The organism is Leclercia sp. LSNIH8, assembly GCF_002920195.1.
In the GTDB taxonomy this organism is placed as follows: domain Bacteria; phylum Pseudomonadota; class Gammaproteobacteria; order Enterobacterales; family Enterobacteriaceae; genus Enterobacter.
In genome coordinates this window covers 54,434-74,186 of sequence record NZ_PQJY01000011.1, presented here as the reverse complement: position 1 = coordinate 74,186, position 19,753 = coordinate 54,434, and the positions used below count along the sequence as shown (strand labels likewise).

The 19,753-nt window shown below is 49.4% G+C and carries 19 protein-coding genes and 2 pseudogenes; 13 read left to right on the top strand and 8 right to left on the bottom strand.

Annotated elements, in window-relative coordinates:
- Positions 1-585: 585 nt before the first annotated feature.
- On the bottom strand, positions 586-1,227 hold the full coding sequence (locus C3406_RS22380) for a helix-turn-helix domain-containing protein (RefSeq protein ID WP_103181195.1): 642 nt from the start codon (positions 1,225-1,227) through the stop codon (positions 586-588).
- A 559-nt stretch (positions 1,228-1,786) separates the two neighbouring features.
- Positions 1,787-2,452 (bottom strand): annotated as a pseudogene (locus C3406_RS26600) (DUF4158 domain-containing protein).
- A gap of 159 nt (positions 2,453-2,611) precedes the next feature.
- Here C3406_RS26600 and C3406_RS22370 point away from each other — a divergent pair.
- The 4 genes from C3406_RS22370 (at position 2,612) to C3406_RS22355 (ending at position 5,005) form a co-directional block, all read left to right on the top strand.
- On the top strand, positions 2,612-3,196 hold the full coding sequence (locus C3406_RS22370; protein ID WP_012695450.1) for a recombinase family protein: 585 nt from the start codon (positions 2,612-2,614) through the stop codon (positions 3,194-3,196).
- 185 nt (positions 3,197-3,381) lie between these two features.
- Positions 3,382-3,939: an OsmC family protein gene (locus tag C3406_RS22365; RefSeq protein WP_000108589.1), complete on the top strand. Its 558-nt coding sequence runs from the start codon at positions 3,382-3,384 to the stop codon at positions 3,937-3,939.
- 141 nt (positions 3,940-4,080) lie between these two features.
- Positions 4,081-4,662: a TetR/AcrR family transcriptional regulator gene (locus tag C3406_RS22360; protein WP_000210409.1), complete on the top strand. Its 582-nt coding sequence runs from the start codon at positions 4,081-4,083 to the stop codon at positions 4,660-4,662.
- A gap of 4 nt (positions 4,663-4,666) precedes the next feature.
- Positions 4,667-5,005 carry a carboxymuconolactone decarboxylase family protein gene (locus tag C3406_RS22355; protein ID WP_000888080.1) on the top strand — a complete coding sequence of 113 codons (339 nt, stop codon included), beginning with the start codon at positions 4,667-4,669 and terminating at the stop codon, positions 5,003-5,005.
- Positions 5,006-5,034: 29 nt separating this feature from the next.
- On the opposite strand, the gene C3406_RS22350 is transcribed toward C3406_RS22355, so the two are convergent.
- Positions 5,035-5,364: a thioredoxin family protein gene (locus C3406_RS22350; protein WP_002431133.1), complete on the bottom strand. Its 330-nt coding sequence runs from the start codon at positions 5,362-5,364 to the stop codon at positions 5,035-5,037.
- 213 nt (positions 5,365-5,577) lie between these two features.
- Between C3406_RS22350 and C3406_RS22345 the strand changes: the two genes are divergently transcribed.
- From C3406_RS22345 to C3406_RS22335, 3 genes are all read left to right on the top strand, one after another.
- Positions 5,578-6,684 (top strand): alkene reductase, encoded by a 1,107-nt coding sequence (locus C3406_RS22345; protein ID WP_006687059.1) that lies wholly within the window; start codon positions 5,578-5,580, stop codon positions 6,682-6,684.
- A 65-nt stretch (positions 6,685-6,749) separates the two neighbouring features.
- Entirely contained in the window at positions 6,750-7,451 is a 702-nt protein-coding gene (locus C3406_RS22340) for a DsbA family oxidoreductase (protein ID WP_103825219.1), read from the top strand.
- A 65-nt stretch (positions 7,452-7,516) separates the two neighbouring features.
- Positions 7,517-8,290 (top strand): SDR family NAD(P)-dependent oxidoreductase, encoded by a 774-nt coding sequence (locus C3406_RS22335; RefSeq protein WP_004729618.1) that lies wholly within the window; start codon positions 7,517-7,519, stop codon positions 8,288-8,290.
- Between the two features lie 185 nt (positions 8,291-8,475).
- Here C3406_RS22335 and C3406_RS22330 read toward each other — a convergent pair whose 3' ends face one another.
- Positions 8,476-9,141, bottom strand: coding sequence for an aminotransferase class I/II-fold pyridoxal phosphate-dependent enzyme (locus tag C3406_RS22330; protein ID WP_228030188.1), 666 nt, complete (start codon positions 9,139-9,141; stop codon positions 8,476-8,478).
- Positions 9,142-9,152: 11 nt separating this feature from the next.
- Here C3406_RS22330 and C3406_RS26935 point away from each other — a divergent pair.
- A pseudogene (locus C3406_RS26935) lies at positions 9,153-9,309 on the top strand (Tn3 family transposase); the annotation flags it as partial.
- Between the two features lie 56 nt (positions 9,310-9,365).
- Here the strand turns inward: C3406_RS26935 and C3406_RS22325 are convergent.
- Both C3406_RS22325 and C3406_RS22320 read right to left on the bottom strand, forming a co-directional pair.
- A complete protein-coding gene (locus C3406_RS22325) occupies positions 9,366-10,064 on the bottom strand; it encodes a hypothetical protein (protein ID WP_233210588.1) in 699 nt (232 codons plus the stop codon).
- Between the two features lie 263 nt (positions 10,065-10,327).
- A complete protein-coding gene (locus tag C3406_RS22320; protein ID WP_103825217.1) occupies positions 10,328-10,588 on the bottom strand; it encodes a hypothetical protein in 261 nt (86 codons plus the stop codon).
- 352 nt (positions 10,589-10,940) lie between these two features.
- Here C3406_RS22320 and C3406_RS22310 point away from each other — a divergent pair, with 352 nt between their 5' ends.
- The gene (locus C3406_RS22310) at positions 10,941-14,150 is read left to right on the top strand and encodes a hypothetical protein (protein ID WP_103825215.1); all 3,210 of its coding nucleotides are present in this window, start codon (positions 10,941-10,943) and stop codon (positions 14,148-14,150) included.
- A 332-nt stretch (positions 14,151-14,482) separates the two neighbouring features.
- On the top strand, positions 14,483-15,349 hold the full coding sequence (locus C3406_RS26595; protein ID WP_224750807.1) for a hypothetical protein: 867 nt from the start codon (positions 14,483-14,485) through the stop codon (positions 15,347-15,349).
- Between the two features lies 1 nt (position 15,350).
- On the opposite strand, the gene C3406_RS22295 is transcribed toward C3406_RS26595, so the two are convergent.
- A complete protein-coding gene (locus tag C3406_RS22295; protein WP_103825213.1) occupies positions 15,351-15,944 on the bottom strand; it encodes a hypothetical protein in 594 nt (197 codons plus the stop codon).
- Positions 15,945-15,959: 15 nt separating this feature from the next.
- Complete coding sequence (locus C3406_RS22290) at positions 15,960-16,913, bottom strand: type II toxin-antitoxin system RelB/DinJ family antitoxin (protein WP_103825212.1); 954 nt, start codon at positions 16,911-16,913, stop codon at positions 15,960-15,962.
- Positions 16,914-17,221: 308 nt separating this feature from the next.
- Here C3406_RS22290 and arsR point away from each other — a divergent pair, with 308 nt between their 5' ends.
- From arsR to arsA, 3 genes are read left to right on the top strand one after another with little or no spacing between them, the layout of a single operon-like run.
- Positions 17,222-17,572, top strand: coding sequence for an As(III)-sensing metalloregulatory transcriptional repressor ArsR (gene arsR, locus C3406_RS22285; RefSeq protein WP_103825211.1), 351 nt, complete (start codon positions 17,222-17,224; stop codon positions 17,570-17,572).
- Positions 17,573-17,619: 47 nt separating this feature from the next.
- Positions 17,620-17,982 (top strand): arsenite efflux transporter metallochaperone ArsD, encoded by a 363-nt coding sequence (gene arsD / locus C3406_RS22280; RefSeq protein WP_103825210.1) that lies wholly within the window; start codon positions 17,620-17,622, stop codon positions 17,980-17,982.
- A gap of 17 nt (positions 17,983-17,999) precedes the next feature.
- Positions 18,000-19,751, top strand: a complete 1,752-nt coding sequence (gene arsA / locus C3406_RS22275) for an arsenite efflux transporter ATPase subunit ArsA (RefSeq protein ID WP_103825209.1) — start codon at positions 18,000-18,002, stop codon at positions 19,749-19,751.
- The last annotated feature ends 2 nt before the right edge of the window (positions 19,752-19,753 follow it).

Below are 19,753 nucleotides of genomic sequence, written 5' to 3'. Positions count from 1 at the left end.
CTAGAAAATCATCAAAGATGGACTGTGGGCCGTAATTGATGAGTAGAAAGCCATCAAAGATGGACTGTGGACCGTGATTAATGAGTAGAAAATCATCAAAGATGGACTGTGGGCCGTAATTGATGAGTAGAAAGCCATCAAAGATGGACTGTGGACCGTGATTAATGAGTAGAAATCCATTATATATGGACTATGAACCGTGATTAATGAGCGGAAAACTATCAAAGATGGACTGTGGACCGTAATTGATGGATGGAAAGTTATTAGTGAATGGGTACTAGAGCATAACCTGAACTTCCTTCTGCATATCATTATCTGCCTCATTGCTAATCATTATGAACGCCCTTGTTAACTTGAGACACATGCTAAGTATCAGTCCAATAATTATAAATTACAGTTCATCTACTACTGTTTCCCTCATAGAAGGCAGCTTGTAAAATCTCCTCGTATTCCTGTTGTTTCCGGGCAGGCTGTTACTGATATTCGGCGAGGTTACATGCAGTGTTAAAGGTATACTTCAAAGGTATTCTGACTATAATTCACTGAGAATGCTCTAATATTTTGAGCATTCCCCCACATTACAGGTTAGTTGGCAGTATGGTTGCCGCACAATCTCGCAGAACGTATTGCGAGCTCCAGTTCGTCGGGCTTTGCGCCATCCTGCATGATCTGAATCGGCGTTTTTGTCACGTCTTCACTGAGTTGAATCGGCGTTTTCAGCACACCGAGACGAAGCATTGGATGCGTGTCTTCATCAAACGCGCTCATGACTTCTTTAAACCCGGGCACCAGGCCTTTATCGGTAAACTGGAAGGCCGGGAAGATATAATCGGTGTTTTGTTTAAACGCAATGAGCTGATTCTTTTTTACTTGGACATTTACTGCTTGGCGGGTGATGCCCAGCTTATCGGCCACGTCGTTAACCTTAAGGGTGCCACCAAGCTCCTGGAGGCTCTTGTAAAAAGCCTCCAGATTTTCGCGGCGACGGCGTACTTTACGCATCTCTTGTTCTGAAGCACGCGTCTTTTGTTCCATCTGAATGGAGCAGAGCAGTTGCATCAGTGAACCATCATCCAGCGTGATTGCGTCCAATGCTTGGTTTTTATCTTCAAACTCAGGCATCAGTGAGACCGCGATGTTATTAATCCTTTTCAGAAGACTTAGTTGAAAATCAGCCAGCGTCACTTTTGCGCTCAGCTCTAGTTCTGTTGTGGTATGTTTGTTCATAAGTTACCTCAGTTTGACATTTATTCTATTTTGCGTTTTTGTAATGGTCAAACTTCTGGTGATAAACCCGCAGACTCATTTATATTTAGAATCAATTACGTAATAAATGCTAGGGGCCACTTTCTGCGGCGGTTTTGAATTGCTCTATAAGTAATTTGTCCGTCAAGGTTAAGAGGTTTTTTACAGATGCCTGCAGCTCAGACAAAAAAATATGTCTGTCCGACTTGGATGTATGGGTAAATTAATAATAAATATCAATGCATTAGGACTAAAAGGACATTGCTCACCCTGAGGATGGCTTTAACCAAAAAGAAAAGTGTCCGTCTAACTTAATATTTTGATGTAACTTGTTGAATAAATACTATTTTATTATTAATTTCGTAGGAAAAACTTCCCGTTTCTATCACACGAAGAAAAGTGTCCGTCTAACTTGCAAGTTAAACTCATAATCCTTAGTCAACAAAAAATACAGAATTTGTATGCGGTACGTCCGATAGGGCAGAGTCGTTCGATCCAATCGACATCCTGGCTGACCTGCCCCCACGATTAGATACAACACTCAGTTAGTAACGTCGGAATCTTCATTCTCAGAATGACCCTTTCTCCAGCCCGCTGCAAATTCAGACGGTGTCTGATAATTCAGCGTGGAGTGCGGGCGGCATTCGTTATAATCCTGCCGCCAGTCATTAATAATTTTCCTGGCATGAACGATATCGCTGAACCAGTGCTCATTCAAACATTCATCGCGAAATCGTCAGTTAAAGCTCTCAATAAATCCGTTCTGCGTTGGCTTGCCCGGCTGGATTAAGCGCAACTCAACACCATGCTCAAAGGCCCATTGATCCAGTGCACGGCAAGTGAACTCCGGCCCCTGGTCAGTTCTTATCGTCGCCGGATAGCGGTATAGTTCAGCCAGATGCTCCCAGCGGGTGACCTCTCTTGATGCATACTCGGCCCACAAATCAGGCTGAAGTTTCAAATGAGCCGCAAGCCGGGAAACAACCCCGTCGTGAGGGGAAATATTTTTGTCGGGAGGAAACCCCGACCCTCGCAAATAACAGAGTAAAACAGCAAAGCCCAGGCGATTTGCAGGTCTGCGGTGTTTATTAATAAGAGCGAGGTCATGTTCACTCAAAAAACACATGCGCGCCAGAAGAACGTCATCATCCGGCACAACCAGCAAGCGCTCTTTTTCTTCACTGCTGAGTATTTGTCTCCGTGGCATAAATGCTTCCTCTGCATATAGTTCGTTTTGGTTATCGCTTTACACTGACCGAAACCGGTCGGTTTCGTACACCACTTACAGCACATGTCCGAAACTTAGTGAAATTAATTTCGGACACACGTTATAATTCGGACATCCATTTCGTACGGAAAGTTTCCCATGTCACGTGTTTTTGCCTACTGCAGGGTCTCAACTCTGGAACAGACCACAGAAAACCAGCGTCGTGAAATTGAAGCGGCGGGTTTTGCCATCAGATCCCAACGACTTATTGAGGAGCATATCAGTGGCTCGGTTGCTGCCAGCGAACGCCCCGGATTTATCCGGTTGCTAGATCGCATGGAAAATGGGGATGTACTGATTGTCACCAAACTTGACCGTCTGGGTCGTAATGCGATGGATATCCGAAAAACAGTAGAGCAACTGGCGGCTTTAGATATTCGCGTTCATTGTCTCGCACTCGGAGGCGTTGACTTGACCAGTCCGGCCGGAAAAATGACTATGCAGGTAATTTCTGCTGTAGCGGAGTTTGAGCGGGATTTGCTGCTTGAGCGAACGTATTCAGGTATTGCGAGGGCAAAAGCGGCTGGAAAACGCTTCGGTCGCCCCCCCATCCTGAGCGAGGAACAAAAGCAAACAGTGACAGAGCGCCTAAATGCTGGCATCAGTATCAGTGCTATTGCCCGGGAATTTAATACCACCCGCCAGACTATCCTTCGGGTAAAGGCTGGATTGCTGCAAGAGTGAGCGGCTGGGAAGATTATAAAAAAAATCAAATGGTTATTATGAAATAAAACAGCCTGCTGGGTTCTTTTCCCCCTATTTTTTATAAAAGAGTAGACAAAAGAGGTTCGCGATATTAATCTACCAACTAGATGGTTGGTACTGATTACACCAGCTATACCTTTTATCAAGAAATTACAGGAGCCATTATGTCTACTACCGTTAAACCTTCTGCAGACGCAGCTGCGATCCACAATACCCGTGAAGCAGTTCGCAGCCAGCCTGGCCTGGGTAACCTGACTTTCCAGATGAAAGCCCGTTCCAGCGGCGGATTAACCGTTCGCACAGAGACCGGCGCCACAATCCAGAACGGCGTTATCGATACCAGCCGTGTGGGGAAATTTTCTAATATCGGTGATGAACCCGCAGGTTTACTCGGCACCGATACCGGCATGAGCCCGACTGAATACATCATGCAGGCGCTGGCTGGCTGTTATACCGCCACCCTTACCATGATGGCTGCTGAAAAAGGGATCGACCTGGACGGTATCGAGCTGGATCTTAATTTCGATATCAACCTCAACGGCTTCCTTGGGCTGGACAGCAACGTGCGTAAAGGTGCGAAATCTATTCGCGTCGATGTTCACCTTACGAGCAAGACCGCCAGTCGCGAGGAGTTAGAAGCGCTGGTCAGCGAAATGCAAAAGAATTCGCCAATCCACGATACTCTGGCTAATCCGGTTGAAATGATTACACGCCTGGCGTGATGTCAGAGATGTAATGCTGCCATTCAGAATGCAGGATGGCAGTGACGTTCAGCTCTGCACGATACTGAGTCAGTGATACAACTTGCTACGGAAAAATAGCAACAATATAATCTATCAACTAGTAGATTATATGGAGTAATTATGACAACCATGACACGGGAACGGCTGCTCAGCGAAGCAGAACACCTGATGCGCGAAAAAGGGTATTCAGCATTCAGCTATGCTGATTTATCAAAAATAGTGGGTATCACCAAGGCCAGTATTCATCACCATTTCCCGACCAAAGATATTCTGGGTGAGCAGGTGGTAATACAGGCGTTCTCTGATACACAACGCGTATTTGAGCAGATAGAGGCGACTGAGAAAAGCGCGGAGAGAAGAATTGCGGCTTACATCGATATCTTCGCGCAAAGCCATAAAGCTTCGCTACTGCCACTGTGTTGTGCGTTGTCAGCAGAGACCGCCAATCTGCCTCAGGCAATTACTGTACAGACATCACTTTATTTCGATATGCAAATCGAGTGGCTCACAAAAGTCGTCAGGGCGGGCATGGAGTCAGGTGAGTTTTCATCCCATGCCGAACCATCAGATATTGCTTTGATGATCATTAATGTCTGTGAAGGCTCAAGCGTAGTGGCGCATGCAACGGCCAGACCCGAAGTCTTCGCCAACAGCCTTAAGTATATAAAACTGCTTCTTAATACCCCTCATTCAGGAGAATGACACTATGCTGGACTGGAACAACTATCGCTCAGAGTTAATGCAACGTTTAGGCGAGTTGGGCAAACTGACCCCCGAGACCATGAAAGGCGTGGTTGCCCTGGGCAACGCAGGTAACAAAACTGACCTTTTGGGCGCAAAAGTGCGTGAACTCATTGCCCTGGCGTGCGCAGTCACAACCCGCTGCGACGGCTGTATTGCTTTTCACGCCGACGCCGCTGTGAAAGCCGGTGCAACCGACGCTGAAATTGCTGAAGCGCTGGGCGTGGCGATTAACCTCAACGCTGGCGCGGCGGTCATTTATTCAGCCCGCACTCTGGATGCCGTCGGTCAGGCACGCGGTTAAGCATTAATAAATTCCACGTTAAAAGGGCATTACTGCCCTTTTTTTATGTCCGCAATAGCCTGAGCATATACCGATGCAGGTTTCACACCCGGTATGCGTTTAACTAATTGCCCTTCATGAAATATCAGCACAGACGGCAGCCCCCAGATCTCGTATTTGGTTGTCAGCACCGGCGCCTGATCTACATTGACTTTCCCCACCTGAATATCTCTATCGAGCCGGTCTGCAAACTGACTGAACATTTCTTCGCTGGCCTGACAGGGCGGACACCAGGGTGCAGAGAAACGTACCACCGATATTCCTTTGTACTGCTCTATCTGGCGGAAATTATCTTCGTTATAAGCTGTTAATGTACGCATGGTGATGACCTCGCAAAATGAGTGACAATTCAGAAATGGCTGCGTTATGACAAAAAAATACGACACAGCCATTGACCTACCTACTAGATGGTTGGTATATTGCCACCCATCAGATGTTTATGCAACTCCAGTGCGCGACGTCCAGTCGATGATACTGCCGGGCTGTGCAAATCCCTGCCGGGATACTCCTTTTTGTTTTTTGTGAGGTATACGATGAGTAAGCTTTTCACCCCCTACAATCTGTCTGGCCTGGCGTTAAAAAACCGTGTAGTCATGGCACCGATGACCCGCACCCGCACCATGAATGACGTGCCGGATGAGGTCGTGGCTTTGTACTATGCACAGCGTGCTTCTGCTGGCCTGCTCATCACCGAAGGGATGCCAGTTTCAGAAGAAGGCCGGGGTTACCTTTATACCCCTGGTATCTACAACGACGAACACGTCCAGGGCTGGCGTAAGGTGACACAAGCGGTTCACGCCAAAGGTGGCCGTATTTTCGCGCAGCTCTGGCACGTCGGCCGTATGTCTCACGTCTCTCTTCAGCCAGGCCACATAGCGCCGGTTTCAGCGGGCACCGTTCAGGCGGTCAATACCACCGTTTTTGCGCTGACCGAATCCGGAGAACCGGGCCCGGTTGTACCAAGCCAGCCACGCGCGCTGGAAACGCATGAAGTTAAACGCATCACTGCAGACTTCGTGCACTCCGCACGCCTGGCGATGGAAGCCGGCTTTGACGGCGTGGAAATCATGGCGGCAAACGGATTCATCTTTGACCAGTTCCTCAGTAGCGAACTGAACACCCGCACCGACGAATACGGCGGCTCGGTGGAAAATCGTCAGCGTTTCCTGCTGGAGACCATTGACGCCGTGGCGGAAGCCGTGGGTAACAGCCACGTTGCCGTGCGCCTGTCACCGTTCGGCCGCATTTATGACCTCGCGCCGTATGAAGGTGAAGAGCAAACCTGGTCAGCCATCACCGACGCGCTCGGTCAGCGGGAACTGGCCTACGTACACCTTTACTATCAGCCGGTGTACACCAAAGCGCCACTTCCGGAAGGCTTCCGCCGCCGTTTTCGCAACACGTTTAAAGGCACCATCATCGCTGCCGGCGGTTTTACCCGTGATATCGCAGAGCAGGCTCTGGAAGATGATGAGCTGGATCTGGTGGCATTTGGTGTGCCCTACATCGCTAACCCGGATCTGGTTGAAAGAATGCAAAACGGCTGGCCACTGGCAGAAAGTGACCGCGCCACCTACTACGGCGTCAGTGGTTCCCCGGAAAAAGGCTATACCGATTACCCGGTCTGGCAGGCGCAATAAATCCCATACGGTCGCGGTTCTCTGATAAGTGAGATCCGACCGCCCAACGTCTTTGAGGAATCATTATGCAAACGCTGAAACCCACCCTTACCATCGATATCTGGTCAGATTTGGTCTGCCCGTGGTGCTGGATTGCTAAAAAAAGATTTGAACAGGGTCTGAATCGCTTTGAATTTCGCGACCAGGTGGTGATCCGCCATCACAGCTACCGTCTGGCCGGTGGTACTCCCGCGATGCCTTTTAAGGATGCCATCGTTAAAAAGCTGGGCAGTCAGCATTCAGCGGAGCTGATGATGAATCAGGTGGGCACCGCCGGTAAATCTGAAGGTCTGATCTACAACTTCGACGGCATGATGTTTGGTGATACAGAAGATGCACACACCCTGCTGGTTGCCGCGCGTAAGGCCGGAATTGCGGACGCGGTGGAAGAACGTTTTTATCATGGCAGTATCACCGAAGGTCGCTCTCTCTTTGACCGTCAGCAGCTCGTTGCCATGGCCGTAGAAGCCGGTATGCCGAAAGCTGACGCTGAAGCCGCCCTGGAAAATGACGATTTTCGCGCCACCGTTTCCGACAATGAAGCCCACGCACAGTCTATTGGCCTCAGCGGCGTTCCGGTTTTTGTGATGAACGAAAAATATGCCATCAGCGGGGCTCAGGCAGCAGATAACTTTTTGAATGCCCTGCGTCAGGTCTGGGATGAACAGCAAACCGAATTTTCAGCCACTGCGGGTCAGACCTGCGGAACGGATGGCTGCAGTATTTAATCCGTCAACCGCCGGCAGTTTCACGCTGCCGGCAACGTCTTACCCACCAGTAATGGAGTCAGAAAATGAACACTTTTTTCAAAGGTAAAAAACTGCTCGTCGTCGGCGGTACCAGCGGCATGGGCCTGGCCGTGGCACGCATGGTACTGGAAGCGGGCGGCAGTGTCGTGCTGACCGGGAATAAAAAAGACAAAGCCGAAGCGGTGCAAAAAGAACTGAGCCCTCTGGGACCGGTTGCGGTCATCGCGGCGAACCTGATGACCGAAGAAGGTATGGAAACTATCCGTCAGGAAATTAATGCTCACCATCGCGATATCAGCCTGATGGTGAATGCCGCCGGTATCTTCATGCCCAAAGGATTTACCGAGCACAGCTTTGCCGATTATGACATGTATCTTTCGCTGAACCGAGCCACGTTCTTTATTACACAGGATGTCGTGAAGAACATGCTCGCCGCGAAGCTCGAAGGGTCTATCGTCAACGTCGGTTCGATTGGTGCTCAGGCTGCACTGGGTGACTCGCCGGCCTCGGCCTATTCAATGGCAAAAGCGGGTCTGCATGCCCTGACGCGTAATCTGGCGATTGAGCTGGCCAGCGCGGGTATTCGTGTCAACGCGGTGTCTCCCGGGATTGTTCATACGCCGATATACGAAGGCTTCATGGACAAAGCGGATATCGCAGATGCTATGAAGTCGCTGAACGATTTCCACCCGCTGGGACGCGTCGGAACTGCCGAAGATGTGGCAAACACTATTCTCTTCCTGTTGTCTGACAAAACCTCATGGGTGACGGGCGCTATCTGGGATGTCGATGCGGGCATCATGGCGGTCAGACGATAACCCCGTGACGCTGGCATAAGCCGCCCCTTAAGGGCGGCATTTTTTTGTCGCCAGACATGTCATCAGCAGGCTTCACTAAGAATATTCACGACCTGTTCATCCGTGCCTTTTGTGTTCCCGGCACAGGGTGTTATGCCGGGTTCTGACGACATCCTGACAGGACAAAACGGCCAGAGAGAAAGGGGTTATACACGATGAGGAGCCGGTATCCGCAGTACCTGTGAAATTCTTTTCATCCCTGCTGTCAGCATACTCCGTGGGCAGGCCAGATTTAACCGGATATATCCGTCCCCATTGTCGACAAACAGCAAGCCCCCTTCAAGAAGGACCCCTGACTCCCGGGCAAAATACAGCGATAAATCCTCACCTGCGGTGTCGGGCAGGTAGCGGCTAATATCTATCCAGGCCAGATATGTCCCTTCGGGGATCGAGAACCTGGTTTCGGGTAAATAGCTTTTGAGATAGTCGTGCAGGTACTGGAAATTGCCGTCAATATATTCCCTCAGATGGACAAGCCAGTCATCACATTCACTCCACGCCGCTTTGTTTGCTGCCAGGCTCAGTGGAGAGATGAACTCGTCGTGTCTGAGACGCCACTCGCTTCTGACACCGGGATCCGGAATAATGATATTTGCCAACAAATTCCCGGCCAGATTGAATGTTTTACTCGAGGACATGCAGGTAATAATGCGTGTAGAATCAGGGAAAAGAGAGGCGGCCGGTGTATGACCGATACCGCTTCGGGACAGGTCGCAGTGAATTTCGTCAGATATCACCCAGATGTCATTGGCCAGGCAAATTTCAATAATCCGCTTAAGTTCATCAGGCCGCCAGACTCGTCCGGTCGGGATCAGGGATCTGGGGGTGGGAGGATCAGCGTTACCACGCCACCGGCGCTGACACTACATACGGCGGCGATAACACTCTGGAATACGGTTTATATAGAAAGAACCATTGAGCCGCTTAAGCAAAAAGGAGTCCCTGTTAATGAACTGCTGGTCTCTCATCCTTCTCCACTGCTGTACACAATATAGTCTTAGCGTGGGATAATTTCCGTTTTCCAAGCGGACCCCTATTAGTCCTCCCTGGTGTCGCGTGGAGGGTTCAGCAAGCGCCGGTCGATTTCTTCCTCGCTCATTAATGGCCAGCAGATGCGGTGCCGCCGCAACTCCTGCGCCTGGCTCGCAGTAAATCCAGCCCGGGCCAGCAGGGTGTCCAGTGCGGCGCCGGTATCTTCTTCATACGCGGTGGCTGAGAGCGGGAATGCCTCCAGGCTTTCGCGCAGAACGTGCAGCAGGCGCACCGGCGCCTGCAGCGTCCGTAATGAGCCCTCAGGCCTCACCACAGCAAGGCAGATCTCATCCGTCAGGCCAGTGATCCCCTGCGCCTGCAGCGCGGCGTCCAGCTGGCGATACCAGGTATACGTCCGGTCCGCCGGCGCGGTACCGTCCGGTGTGCCCTCTTCCGGTTTGAGGCTTTCATTGACCTGCACCCGGACCGCAATACCTGCGTCGTGGCAGGCCTGCAGCCAGGTGGCTACCTGCAGGGGATCGCCTTCCAGGCGCGTCACCTGTCCGGCCGCGCTCCATAGCTGCAGGCAGGTGGTCCCGTCGATACGGATGACGTAGTCGCCCCGGCACGCCAGGTGCCAGCGATCGTCCAGCTCCACCGGTCGGTCGTCAGCCTCATTAGCCTGGCTGCGCGGAACCAGGGGCAATACCCGGACCGCCGTCGCGCGCTGCTCCGCCAGAACGCGCGCTTGTTCGCCAGCCAATAGCCGGGCGGCCAGCGCACGGCCTGCCTCCGTTAGCTCGACGGCCAGCTGCAGGTTCGGGGCGCGCAAGGTGAGCAGCCAGCCCGCGGCTTCCATCCGCCGGCAGGAGGCGCGCAGGTTCGGCCCATACACCGGGGCGTCGCCACCCTGCTCCAGTACCCGCTCAATATCCCGCGTGGCGACCGGCCCTGGACGTTTCGCATCCAAGGCAGCCAGCACAATCAGCACCCGCCTCTGCAGCGGCGATGGTCGGCGCGCGTGAGTCATTGCTTATCCGTCTCTGGCCAGATGAGCTTTCTGAGACGCTGATGATCGGCGTCTATGAGCTCTTTTCTGTTTATGGCATTCATTGAGGCATAGCCATTTAAGGCCAGTTCATACCACAAGCTCAGCACGGCTCCTGCCTTGGCTGACTCGCTGATATAAATCACGCCCTGGCTATCCAGATTGCATTCACGAATATGTTTTTCCGCAAACTGGGTCAGTTGTTCATAGCTGAGTGAAAACGTCTCTTCGTGATCCATCCTGCATGCTCCGTTTGATAATTTTAAATTTAAGTAAATTCATATCATGGATGATTTTATTGAATATGACAAATATCAAACTTAGTATGATTTTATGCTCGTGTTTTAATTATCATATTGTTGGCCGGTTTCCCGCCGCGCTGATCCGATTTCTGGTTAAGCCGGAAAATTACTCCCCTGATACATAGCTACAGTCTGCAGTGAGTGATGAGTTAAACAGGCGAATGTGGAAGTAGCCCGAACAATGTGTTTGATGGAAGAAAATTAAGGCGTGTAATGGTAAAGTGACTGACTCACATGACCTTTCTCTATCACACTATATAAACAATAATATCTATATTAATGAGCCAACATGCTTAAAAAAATCCTAGACAGCATTAGCTACCAGACAGATAAGTTCATCCGTGACAACATTCATGTAAATCAATCATACATGGCATTGAAATGGAACGGCTTTGAGAAAATACTGGTCTATGGTTCAAAGTATTACGTAAAAGCAATGTTTATGCTGATATCATTTTTTGCAGCCATTTTCATTGTGATGGTCTCAGCTAAAGGCTATATAAAGCCATTTGTGGCTGAGTGGTTTCCTAAATGGAATACCCTGCTTGACGCCCAGATAAACCTCCTGGGGGGGCAGCTTACCATTATAGGTATTGTGTATCCCATGGTCGTTGGCCTTGTCAGTGTTATATTTCAGAGGAAATCAGCAAGGAAAATCGTACACGCAGCTTATCAGACCTATTCCGGGTTCATGCTGGCAGGTCTGAGCGGTTTATTTCTTTCTGGCTTCATGCTCTGCGGATTGTTGCTAAGGACATTCGTCGGGAACTATAACTACGCGATAATTTGTGGGATAAGTATTATATGGATGATGCTTAATATTGCGCTTTCTGTCTGGTTCTTTGTGCAAAGCCTAAGTGTTCTTGACGATGAAAAACGCGAAAGAATGGTGTTACGCTACCTCACTACCGACATTTTATCAGCGCATGTGAAAAGTCAACTGAATAACATTTTTTTAAATAAGCCTGTTGAAAGCCAAATTATCAAAAATGATAAATATAATAATATTATCATTGAGGATTATTCATTTGAAAATGAATTCTCAATTATAAGAAAAAAAGCTTCAGTACAGGATGTTATTAAAGATATCTATGTGCGGCCATTGAAGATTATTCTCTGGCTTATAAATATGTATGGTCGCTTAAAGAAAAAACAAATAACGATTGCGTTATTTTCGAAGCTGGATAGCCGGGATGAGTTCGAAACCCTACCCCTGTTTAAAGTTAAAAATATCGAGTCAGACCATGTTCTTGTAAATGTCTTAACACGTTGCTTCCGCACAGGTATCGCTACTAAACATCATATTGCAACAGACAGAATAATCAAAGGGCTTTTAGGTGATGCCATTGATGCGTTAGCCAGTGCTGATATCAATGCCTTTGACGAAGCTATTGAAGGATTCTGTCGTGACATAACAACTTTTACGGACGGATTTAATTTCAAGCAAGGGCAGCAGACAGATAATCTTTTGTTATTAGCAAATGACATTTTTTGGGATCGTAGTTTTACTGATAAATTATATACAGAGCTTTATCAGCTTTTCCGGCAGGCAGTTATACGCATTGATATATCTGAGAGGTTTTATGCAGAATGTATGAACGTTCCCCGAATGCTGTGTTCTAAAAGAGAAAAAATTTCCTTCAAAGAAATACAACTTGCTTTGAAATATACATTTTATTCATGGGACATTCTCGTGCGCTGGGGCCATGCCAACACGGGGAGGCTTGATTTAACACAGCGTCAGAGTTATGAGGCCCTTTTAAGGGATTTTGTCGAAATTTGGGAAGGATGGACTGATGGTCTGGAATACATATCCAAAAAAAATGGTGGTCAGCAGTTATACCAGGACACTCTGAAAGAGCACCTTTTCACCTTACCCGACATAGTCGCATGTGCAGTGCTGTCAGGCGAGTCAGGCTCTGTTGACTGGGCGGTGGACTTAATGAACCGCTGGCTTCATACTGCCCGAGGGTCTGCTGATAGTCATAACAATGCACTGTTCAGCTGGCAGGAGTTTATCGTTACGCAGGCAACTCTGGATGGCGAAATTGTTTTCAGTCAGGAGAATACGCCATTAAGAAAACCGGTTAAACCGTCGCAACTTCTGGACTCTTTTTACAAGAACACACTGACAGATCTTCGACTCTTAACAGCTGCATTTATTATTAGCAAACCCGATGCCTTTCAAAACACGCATTGTCAGTTTGCTGTCAGCACTCTGCTTGACGGGAGTCTTGTTGAAAATACCGGTGGTTTTGAACGTTTATCTGAAGGAATGACCAGGAGTTCAGACATCATCGACGTTTTTATCCGTTTGCTTATCTGGAATAAAGCTGACCGCGGGGAGGCATTAAATTCACCCGGGAACATTATAAGGAAATTATCATCAACACATGGTAAAAGCTTGGTAAGCGGGCGAAGCTATATGGGAAGACGCCTCGGGGGAATTGAGGATCTCATCCCCCAGATAGCGGAGTTGTGTATATTGCGTTGTGGTGATGCAAATTCGGTTTCACCTAAAATGAACGCAATTGTTGCTTCTAATCTATTATCGTTTCAGTTTTTGGAGCAAACCGTAAGAAATCTTTCCTCACTGCACAATGCCATCAACAAACTGACCTGTGCTGCTTTTGTTGCTGATGATGTTTTTACCGAAAAGCGACAGAGAGTGTCTGACTTGATACAAGAGTATCTGGATCTTTTTACCAATCATATTGAGCAAGAAATCATAAAGTCTCCAGTCAGCAGTACAATTCTAGATAACTTTGGAAGTATTATCTCTGACTTTTTTACACAAAAGTTAAGCAAATCAATATTATTTTCTCTTTTTGATAATATTACATCTGTCCCGGTAGAGAATAGTAATATTAAGAGATCCGTAGTTTTCTATATTGAAAAGCAAGATGTTACAAATAAATTTTCTCGCAAGATACACAGATTTGAAGAAAATCGCGCATCCACATTGATCAACGAGCATGTACTTGATTTGTTACGTTTGCTAAGTCGCCAACCAGCTCAACGGTATATTAATGTGACGTCATTCGCCGAACTTCTAAATGTGGTTTATGATTATGATGACCTCCAAGAAGATGACTATCTCATTGTGGGTGACGAAAGATTATGGAATCAATATAATGACTACAGATCGAATACTTTAGATAGTGTAGAGGGTAAAGAAGATAAATTGTTTTATGACGAAGACCGAAATCTAAAGATCCGTGGTAAAGCAAAAAGCTGTTCGCTCTATATCAGGCCTCACTTTGATGCTATTGATGCTCTGCTTGTGAATAAAAACTATTTTGAAGAGTATAAAATCAAAAGTGAGAGAGATAGCATGTTCAATTTTAATGCTGAAGAGGTTGATGGTAAACCACTTGAAATAGCTTTGCATTCTCAATATGAAGGAGAGGCCGTTTTCAGTGGTCAGATTAAAGTCCGCTTTATACTCCGTAATGACTCTGTCAGTTTGCAGTCCTTACTTGGTGAAGACGCATCATGAAATGAAAACTGCAAACGATCCACTTGTTGGGTAGTTGCTCCCCCTCACTGTATGCTGATGCTGAGGGGGAAAAACTGTCTTTTCTCTTTGTTTCCATTCAAGGCTTAGTCATTCCTAAATTTTCCCTCATGGCAATAATCTCCTCATAACAACAACTGACCTTTTTTTATGCTTATTCTGCAAAAATCTGTCTTCTCCCTTCCTGAGATCCGGAAAAAGTATGAGCCGGAAGCGAAGTAACGCAGCGCCAGTAAATATTTCTCTCCTGCGTTACCGACAATCGCGTGGTGCCCGGACATAATTGCCTGAACCGGACCTGATGAGGAAAAGACATGTATTACCTGCATACCCGTACTGCCGATGACGTGCTTAATACACTTAAAGCATACCGTGATGACCTCCACGAACATTCGCTGCGAAAACCGCACTGGCCGTTGCTGGACAGGCTTATTTCCCGTGAAACAGAAATGATGCCGGTATGGGAAAACATTGCGCAGCAGCGGCTCAGCTGGCAGCAGTGCCACACCCTGCTGGAGCAGATTTTTTTTGCAGGAGCTTATGGCACTCAGGATCATAACAGCCGGCTGAAAGCTGACTACCGCAGGCTGACCGAGCTGAATGAGAAAATCGCCGCGCAGGCGGCAGCGTTGTCTGCGCTGCTGACAGAGCAGGGCCAGATACTCAATCGTAACGCCTTTTCACTGGAGCGCACGACGCACATTGTCGATCTGATTGAGATGGCCTCAGAGCAGAACGGGCACTATCGTTCGTATTTGCGTGATCCTCTCGACGCCCTGCGCAACCAGTATGACGGCAAATATTGGCCCTCTCTTGAACAGATCCTCAACGTCGCCGCCAGGGAAATTCCTGAAGCCGAATTTTTACACCGGAGCGAGGAAGCTATTGTCGACGGCAGAGGGGAAGCCGTGCCGGACTACCTGCGGGTGCTGTTTGAAAGCATTGAAACAGCCCGGAGCAGCTATTGGAAACTTCCGGCTCGCTTTACCCTCACCGACGCCAGTCTGGCAATACTGGTCACGGTATCACTCGATACCGATAACATCAGTAATGAGCGGGTCAAAATGATACGCACCAGGCTGTATAAAGAGGGGTTTCCGGGGGCATGGGCAACCCCTCGCAGGCCCCCTCCGCAGCGGACAGCTGCCGGCGGGAAGGGCAGTAAACACTGCATCCGGTGACTTAAAAAGTCCGTAGCAGCTCAGCCATCAGTGGTTGCGGGATCTGGTCCAGACCGGCATCAGCAAAGGTGTGTTCCGTCATTCTGTAAAAGTCCGGCTCCACAGCACGAAGCTTGCGGATGGCGTCCGGCTCAAGCTGAAGTAACTCCCGGACCCTGGCTGCGGCATCAATATAGTTTTGCGAACTGGTACGGATCGCATCCTGGGGTGAAGGATACAACGCTTTGACTTTGTCTTCTGAGTACATGGTTGCCAGTCCTTCCTCTAAAACTGGCGCATCTCCACCCACTACTGGAGCCAGCAGGTGAATGCACTCATGAGCAAGTTGATATATAGCCTGCGGAGCAGACTTAAAGGCTTTCTCACCCAGCCGGATAATAATCTGCCGCCGGGCCGGGTAGCCGGAAAAGCGGATATTTGGCCTTCCTTCGTTAAACTCAAATCCCAGAAGAGTCCAGGTGGTGTCCCGGGCACCATAGAGCGTTTCTATCTCAGAGAGAAACTGGCCCATACGCGTTCCCAGGGTCCAGCTGTATGTGTTATCAGAATTCTGTACGGTGAAAAGATGGTCAGGAATACCGTGGTTATTATTCATTTTTTATCTCCAGGGTTAATTTTTGCCGGCCATTTCATGGAGCAACGTTACAAGATAAGTGTCCACCGTTACGGCGAGGCTGGCCGCCACCTGATCCGCTGAGGTTGGATTCCCGTCCTCCTCATGCCCGCTGGAGTACATATGAAACTCTGTGACGCCGGAGAGAAACCGGAATCCCATCTCATATTTTCCGGTCTGCGAATTGCGTACCGCTTTTCCGTACACGCTACCGGGCAGAAACACCCTGCCCTCCAGTTCCGGGAAAGTCAGGCCGGCATCCTCCAGGGCATTTTCATGTTCCAGAGATTTGGCCTGCATCCGCACAATCCATGCCCCGTGCTGATAATCATGCTGCTGTATGACCGATATCATGACGTTTTCGTCCCGGTAAACAAATTCACGCAGCGGCTCAGGGCGTGCCAGCAGGCCTGAATCACGTAGTACCGCCTGCAACCTGGAAAACTCACTTTCGTATTGCTGTAGTGCAGCACCAAACCCGTTCACCAGCCGGACCGGGATCGGGGAGCAGGACGGTAAGTCAGACAATGCAAAGTCACATCCGGTCAGGTGGTAGTGAATGCGGGGTAGCATCCGCCGTGCTGAGGCAGATAAATCATTGTCCTCCGGCAGGGACGCCAGTCGCCAGCCATTCTGCTGAATGGCTGCAGCCTGACGGGAGAGCTCCAGTTTAGCGGCGGCAAGTTCAGCGAATACTGTCGCGCCGGAACTGAGCATGTCCTGGATTTTATGCAACTGGTTGAGCGCATCGCCATACTGGGTGGCAACGGCAAGGGTAAGATCGGTTGCTGTGAAAAGTCTGGTCTCAGCGATGAAAGGCAGCCTGCGGTGCTGGACGAGATACTGCCAGAAAAGTGTAATAGCCTGCGTAGTGTTCAGACCATGCTCCCGCAAAACGTCATCTCCGCCATCCTTGAGTACATCATCTATCTTTATGTTTATGGCTGCCATCTTATATGCTCTCTTGCTTGTATGTGTGTTATTTTTTACCACCAAAATCTAATGTAGTAAATATGCTACACAAGTTATTTTGCTTTTCCATAACAACATAAACATCATGGTACCTACTTCTTTTACGCTCAGATCCGAAAACTCCCGAAGTCGGATCTCAGTAACAGACATCAATTTTGCCCGGACACTAACGGATGAATACCGGAGTGAAATCGTCATCTGACGCGTTTACATATTCGAATTTTCGAATGTATGGTTGTTTTTTTTGTCTCCGGGAGTATGCTTTACGCAACTGAACAGGAGGAATAATGACCCTTACAGCCCTGAAGCTTTTCAAAAACCTGTCCGATGAAACCCGTCTGGGTATTGTCCTGCTTCTCAGGGAGATGGGAGAACTGTGCGTCTGCGATCTTTGCGCGGCGCTGGAACAGTCACAGCCCAAGATCTCCCGTCATCTGGCAATGCTCAGGGAAAGTGGTCTATTGCTGGATCGCAAGCAGGGGAAATGGGTTCACTATCGCTTATCCCCGCATATTCCTTCCTGGGCCGCTCAGGTGATTGAGCAGGCCTGGTTAAGCCAACAGGACGACGTACAGGCCATCGCCCGTAAGCTGGCATCGGTAAACTGCTCTGGTAGCGGTAAGGCTGTTTGCATCTAAAAAATTTGCCTGAACATATATGTATTTTCAAATGTGAGGTATTCAGAATGAAGACATTAACGGTGTTTGACCCGGCAATGTGCTGCAGTACCGGCGTATGTGGCTCAGATGTCGATCAGGTACTGGTTGATTTTTCTGCTGATGTGCAGTGGCTGAAAGGACGTGGCGTACAGGTTGAACGTTACAACCTGGCGCAGCAGCCCATGAGCTTTGTTCATAATGAGAAAGCGAAAGCCTTCCTCGATGCATCCGGCGCAGAGAGCCTTCCGCTACTGCTGTTGGACGGTGAAACGGTGATGGCCGGGCGATACCCAAAACGCGCTGAGCTGGCTCGCTGGTTCGGTATTCCGCTGGAGAAGGTAGGGTTAGCTTCCACCAGTTGCTGTGGTGGTAATACTTCCTGTTGCTGAATATGTCAGGAGGACATATGAAATTCTTACAGAATATCCCGCCTTACCTGTTTTTTACCGGCAAGGGAGGTGTAGGAAAAACTTCCATTTCCTGCGCGACGGCTATCCGCCTTGCCGAACAGGGTAAGCGGGTTTTGCTGGTCAGTACCGATCCAGCCTCCAATGTCGGTCAGGTATTCGAGCAGGCTATCGGTAACACGATCCGCCCTGTGACAGCAGTTCCTGGACTTTCCGCACTGGAGATTGACCCGCAGGAAGCCGCCCGGCAATATCGGGCCAGAATCGTTGATCCTATCAAAGGTCTTCTGCCTGATGACGTTGTTAACAGTATCAGCGAGCAGCTTTCAGGAGCCTGTACCACTGAGATTGCGGCGTTTGACGAGTTCACCGGCTTATTGACAGACGCTTCCCTGCTGACCCGTTTCGATCACATCATTTTTGATACAGCGCCGACGGGCCACACGATTCGCCTTCTCCAGCTTCCTGGTGCCTGGAGTAGCTTCATTGAAAGTAACCCGGATGGTGCTTCCTGTCTTGGCCCAATGGCCGGGCTGGAAAAGCAGCGTGAGCAGTATGCTCATGCGGTAGAGGCGTTATCCGATCCTGAACGTACCCGCCTGGTTCTGGTTGCTCGACTGCAAAAATCAACGCTGCAGGAAGTCGCCCGCACCCATGAAGAACTCGCCGCAATTGGCCTGAAAAACCAGTACCTGGTGATTAATGGTGTGCTGCCTGAAACCGAGGCGGAACATGACGCCCTGGCCGCTGCGATATGGCAACGTGAGCAGGAGGCACTGGCAAATCTTCCTGCCGGTTTATCCGGGCTACCGACAGATACCCTGTTACTCCAGCCAGTCAATATGGTTGGCGTGCCTGCACTGAAGGGACTGCTGGATACCCGGTCTGAGTCATTACCGCTCACGGTAACGAACATCCTGTACACGCCTGAAAACTTATCACTCTCTGGCCTGGTCGATGATATCGCCCGCAGTGAACACGGCCTGATTATGCTGATGGGCAAAGGTGGCGTAGGGAAAACCACGATGGCTGCTGCCATCGCCGTCAGGCTGGCAGACAGGGGATTTGACGTGCATCTCACGACCTCTGATCCTGCTGCGCACCTGAGTACAACGCTGGACGGCAGCCTCAAAAACCTGCAGGTCAGCCGCATCAACCCTCACGATGAAACCGAACGCTATCGCCAGCATGTTCTTGAGACGAAGGGAAGAGATCTGGACGAAGCAGGGAAACGGCTACTGGAAGAGGATTTACGCTCTCCCTGTACGGAAGAAATTGCCGTGTTTCAGGCCTTTTCCCGCGTGATTCGTGAAGCGGGTAAGCGCTTTGTGGTGATGGATACCGCCCCTACCGGACACACACTGTTGCTGCTGGATGCGACCGGGGCTTATCACCGGGAGATTGCCAAAAAAATGGGGAGTAAAGGTCATTTTACTACCCCCATGATGCAGCTTCAGGACCCGGAACGAACCAAAGTTCTGCTGGTTACGCTTCCTGAAACCACACCGGTGCTGGAAGCGGCAAACCTGCAGGCTGACCTTGAACGAGCGGGGATCCATCCGTGGGGCTGGATTATCAATAACAGCCTTTCCAGTGCGGATACGCGTTCTCCGTTGCTTTGCCAGCGCGCCCGGCAGGAGCTGCCTCAGATCGACGCTGTGAAGAATCAGCACGCTGACCGTGTAGCGCTTGTTCCGGTGCTGGCGTCTGAGCCCGCCGGTATTGAAAAGCTCAGAGAGTTGATGAGTTAATT

Excerpts from the sequence above, each read along its gene's own strand:
- C3406_RS22380 (WP_103181195.1), bottom strand. The coding sequence starts at position 1,227 with ATGAACAAACATACCACAACAGAACTAGAGCTGAGCGCAAAAGTGACG.
- C3406_RS22370 (WP_012695450.1), top strand. The coding sequence starts at position 2,612 with ATGTCACGTGTTTTTGCCTACTGCAGGGTCTCAACTCTGGAACAGACC.
- C3406_RS22365 (WP_000108589.1), top strand. The coding sequence starts at position 3,382 with ATGTCTACTACCGTTAAACCTTCTGCAGACGCAGCTGCGATCCACAAT.
- C3406_RS22360 (WP_000210409.1), top strand. The coding sequence starts at position 4,081 with ATGACAACCATGACACGGGAACGGCTGCTCAGCGAAGCAGAACACCTG.
- C3406_RS22355 (WP_000888080.1), top strand. The coding sequence starts at position 4,667 with ATGCTGGACTGGAACAACTATCGCTCAGAGTTAATGCAACGTTTAGGC.
- C3406_RS22350 (WP_002431133.1), bottom strand. The coding sequence starts at position 5,364 with ATGCGTACATTAACAGCTTATAACGAAGATAATTTCCGCCAGATAGAG.
- C3406_RS22345 (WP_006687059.1), top strand. The coding sequence starts at position 5,578 with ATGAGTAAGCTTTTCACCCCCTACAATCTGTCTGGCCTGGCGTTAAAA.
- C3406_RS22340 (WP_103825219.1), top strand. The coding sequence starts at position 6,750 with ATGCAAACGCTGAAACCCACCCTTACCATCGATATCTGGTCAGATTTG.
- C3406_RS22335 (WP_004729618.1), top strand. The coding sequence starts at position 7,517 with ATGAACACTTTTTTCAAAGGTAAAAAACTGCTCGTCGTCGGCGGTACC.
- C3406_RS22320 (WP_103825217.1), bottom strand. The coding sequence starts at position 10,588 with ATGGATCACGAAGAGACGTTTTCACTCAGCTATGAACAACTGACCCAG.
- C3406_RS22310 (WP_103825215.1), top strand. The coding sequence starts at position 10,941 with ATGCTTAAAAAAATCCTAGACAGCATTAGCTACCAGACAGATAAGTTC.
- C3406_RS26595 (WP_224750807.1), top strand. The coding sequence starts at position 14,483 with ATGTATTACCTGCATACCCGTACTGCCGATGACGTGCTTAATACACTT.
- C3406_RS22295 (WP_103825213.1), bottom strand. The coding sequence starts at position 15,944 with ATGAATAATAACCACGGTATTCCTGACCATCTTTTCACCGTACAGAAT.
- C3406_RS22290 (WP_103825212.1), bottom strand. The coding sequence starts at position 16,913 with ATGGCAGCCATAAACATAAAGATAGATGATGTACTCAAGGATGGCGGA.
- arsR (WP_103825211.1), top strand. The coding sequence starts at position 17,222 with ATGACCCTTACAGCCCTGAAGCTTTTCAAAAACCTGTCCGATGAAACC.
- arsD (WP_103825210.1), top strand. The coding sequence starts at position 17,620 with ATGAAGACATTAACGGTGTTTGACCCGGCAATGTGCTGCAGTACCGGC.
- arsA (WP_103825209.1), top strand. The coding sequence starts at position 18,000 with ATGAAATTCTTACAGAATATCCCGCCTTACCTGTTTTTTACCGGCAAG.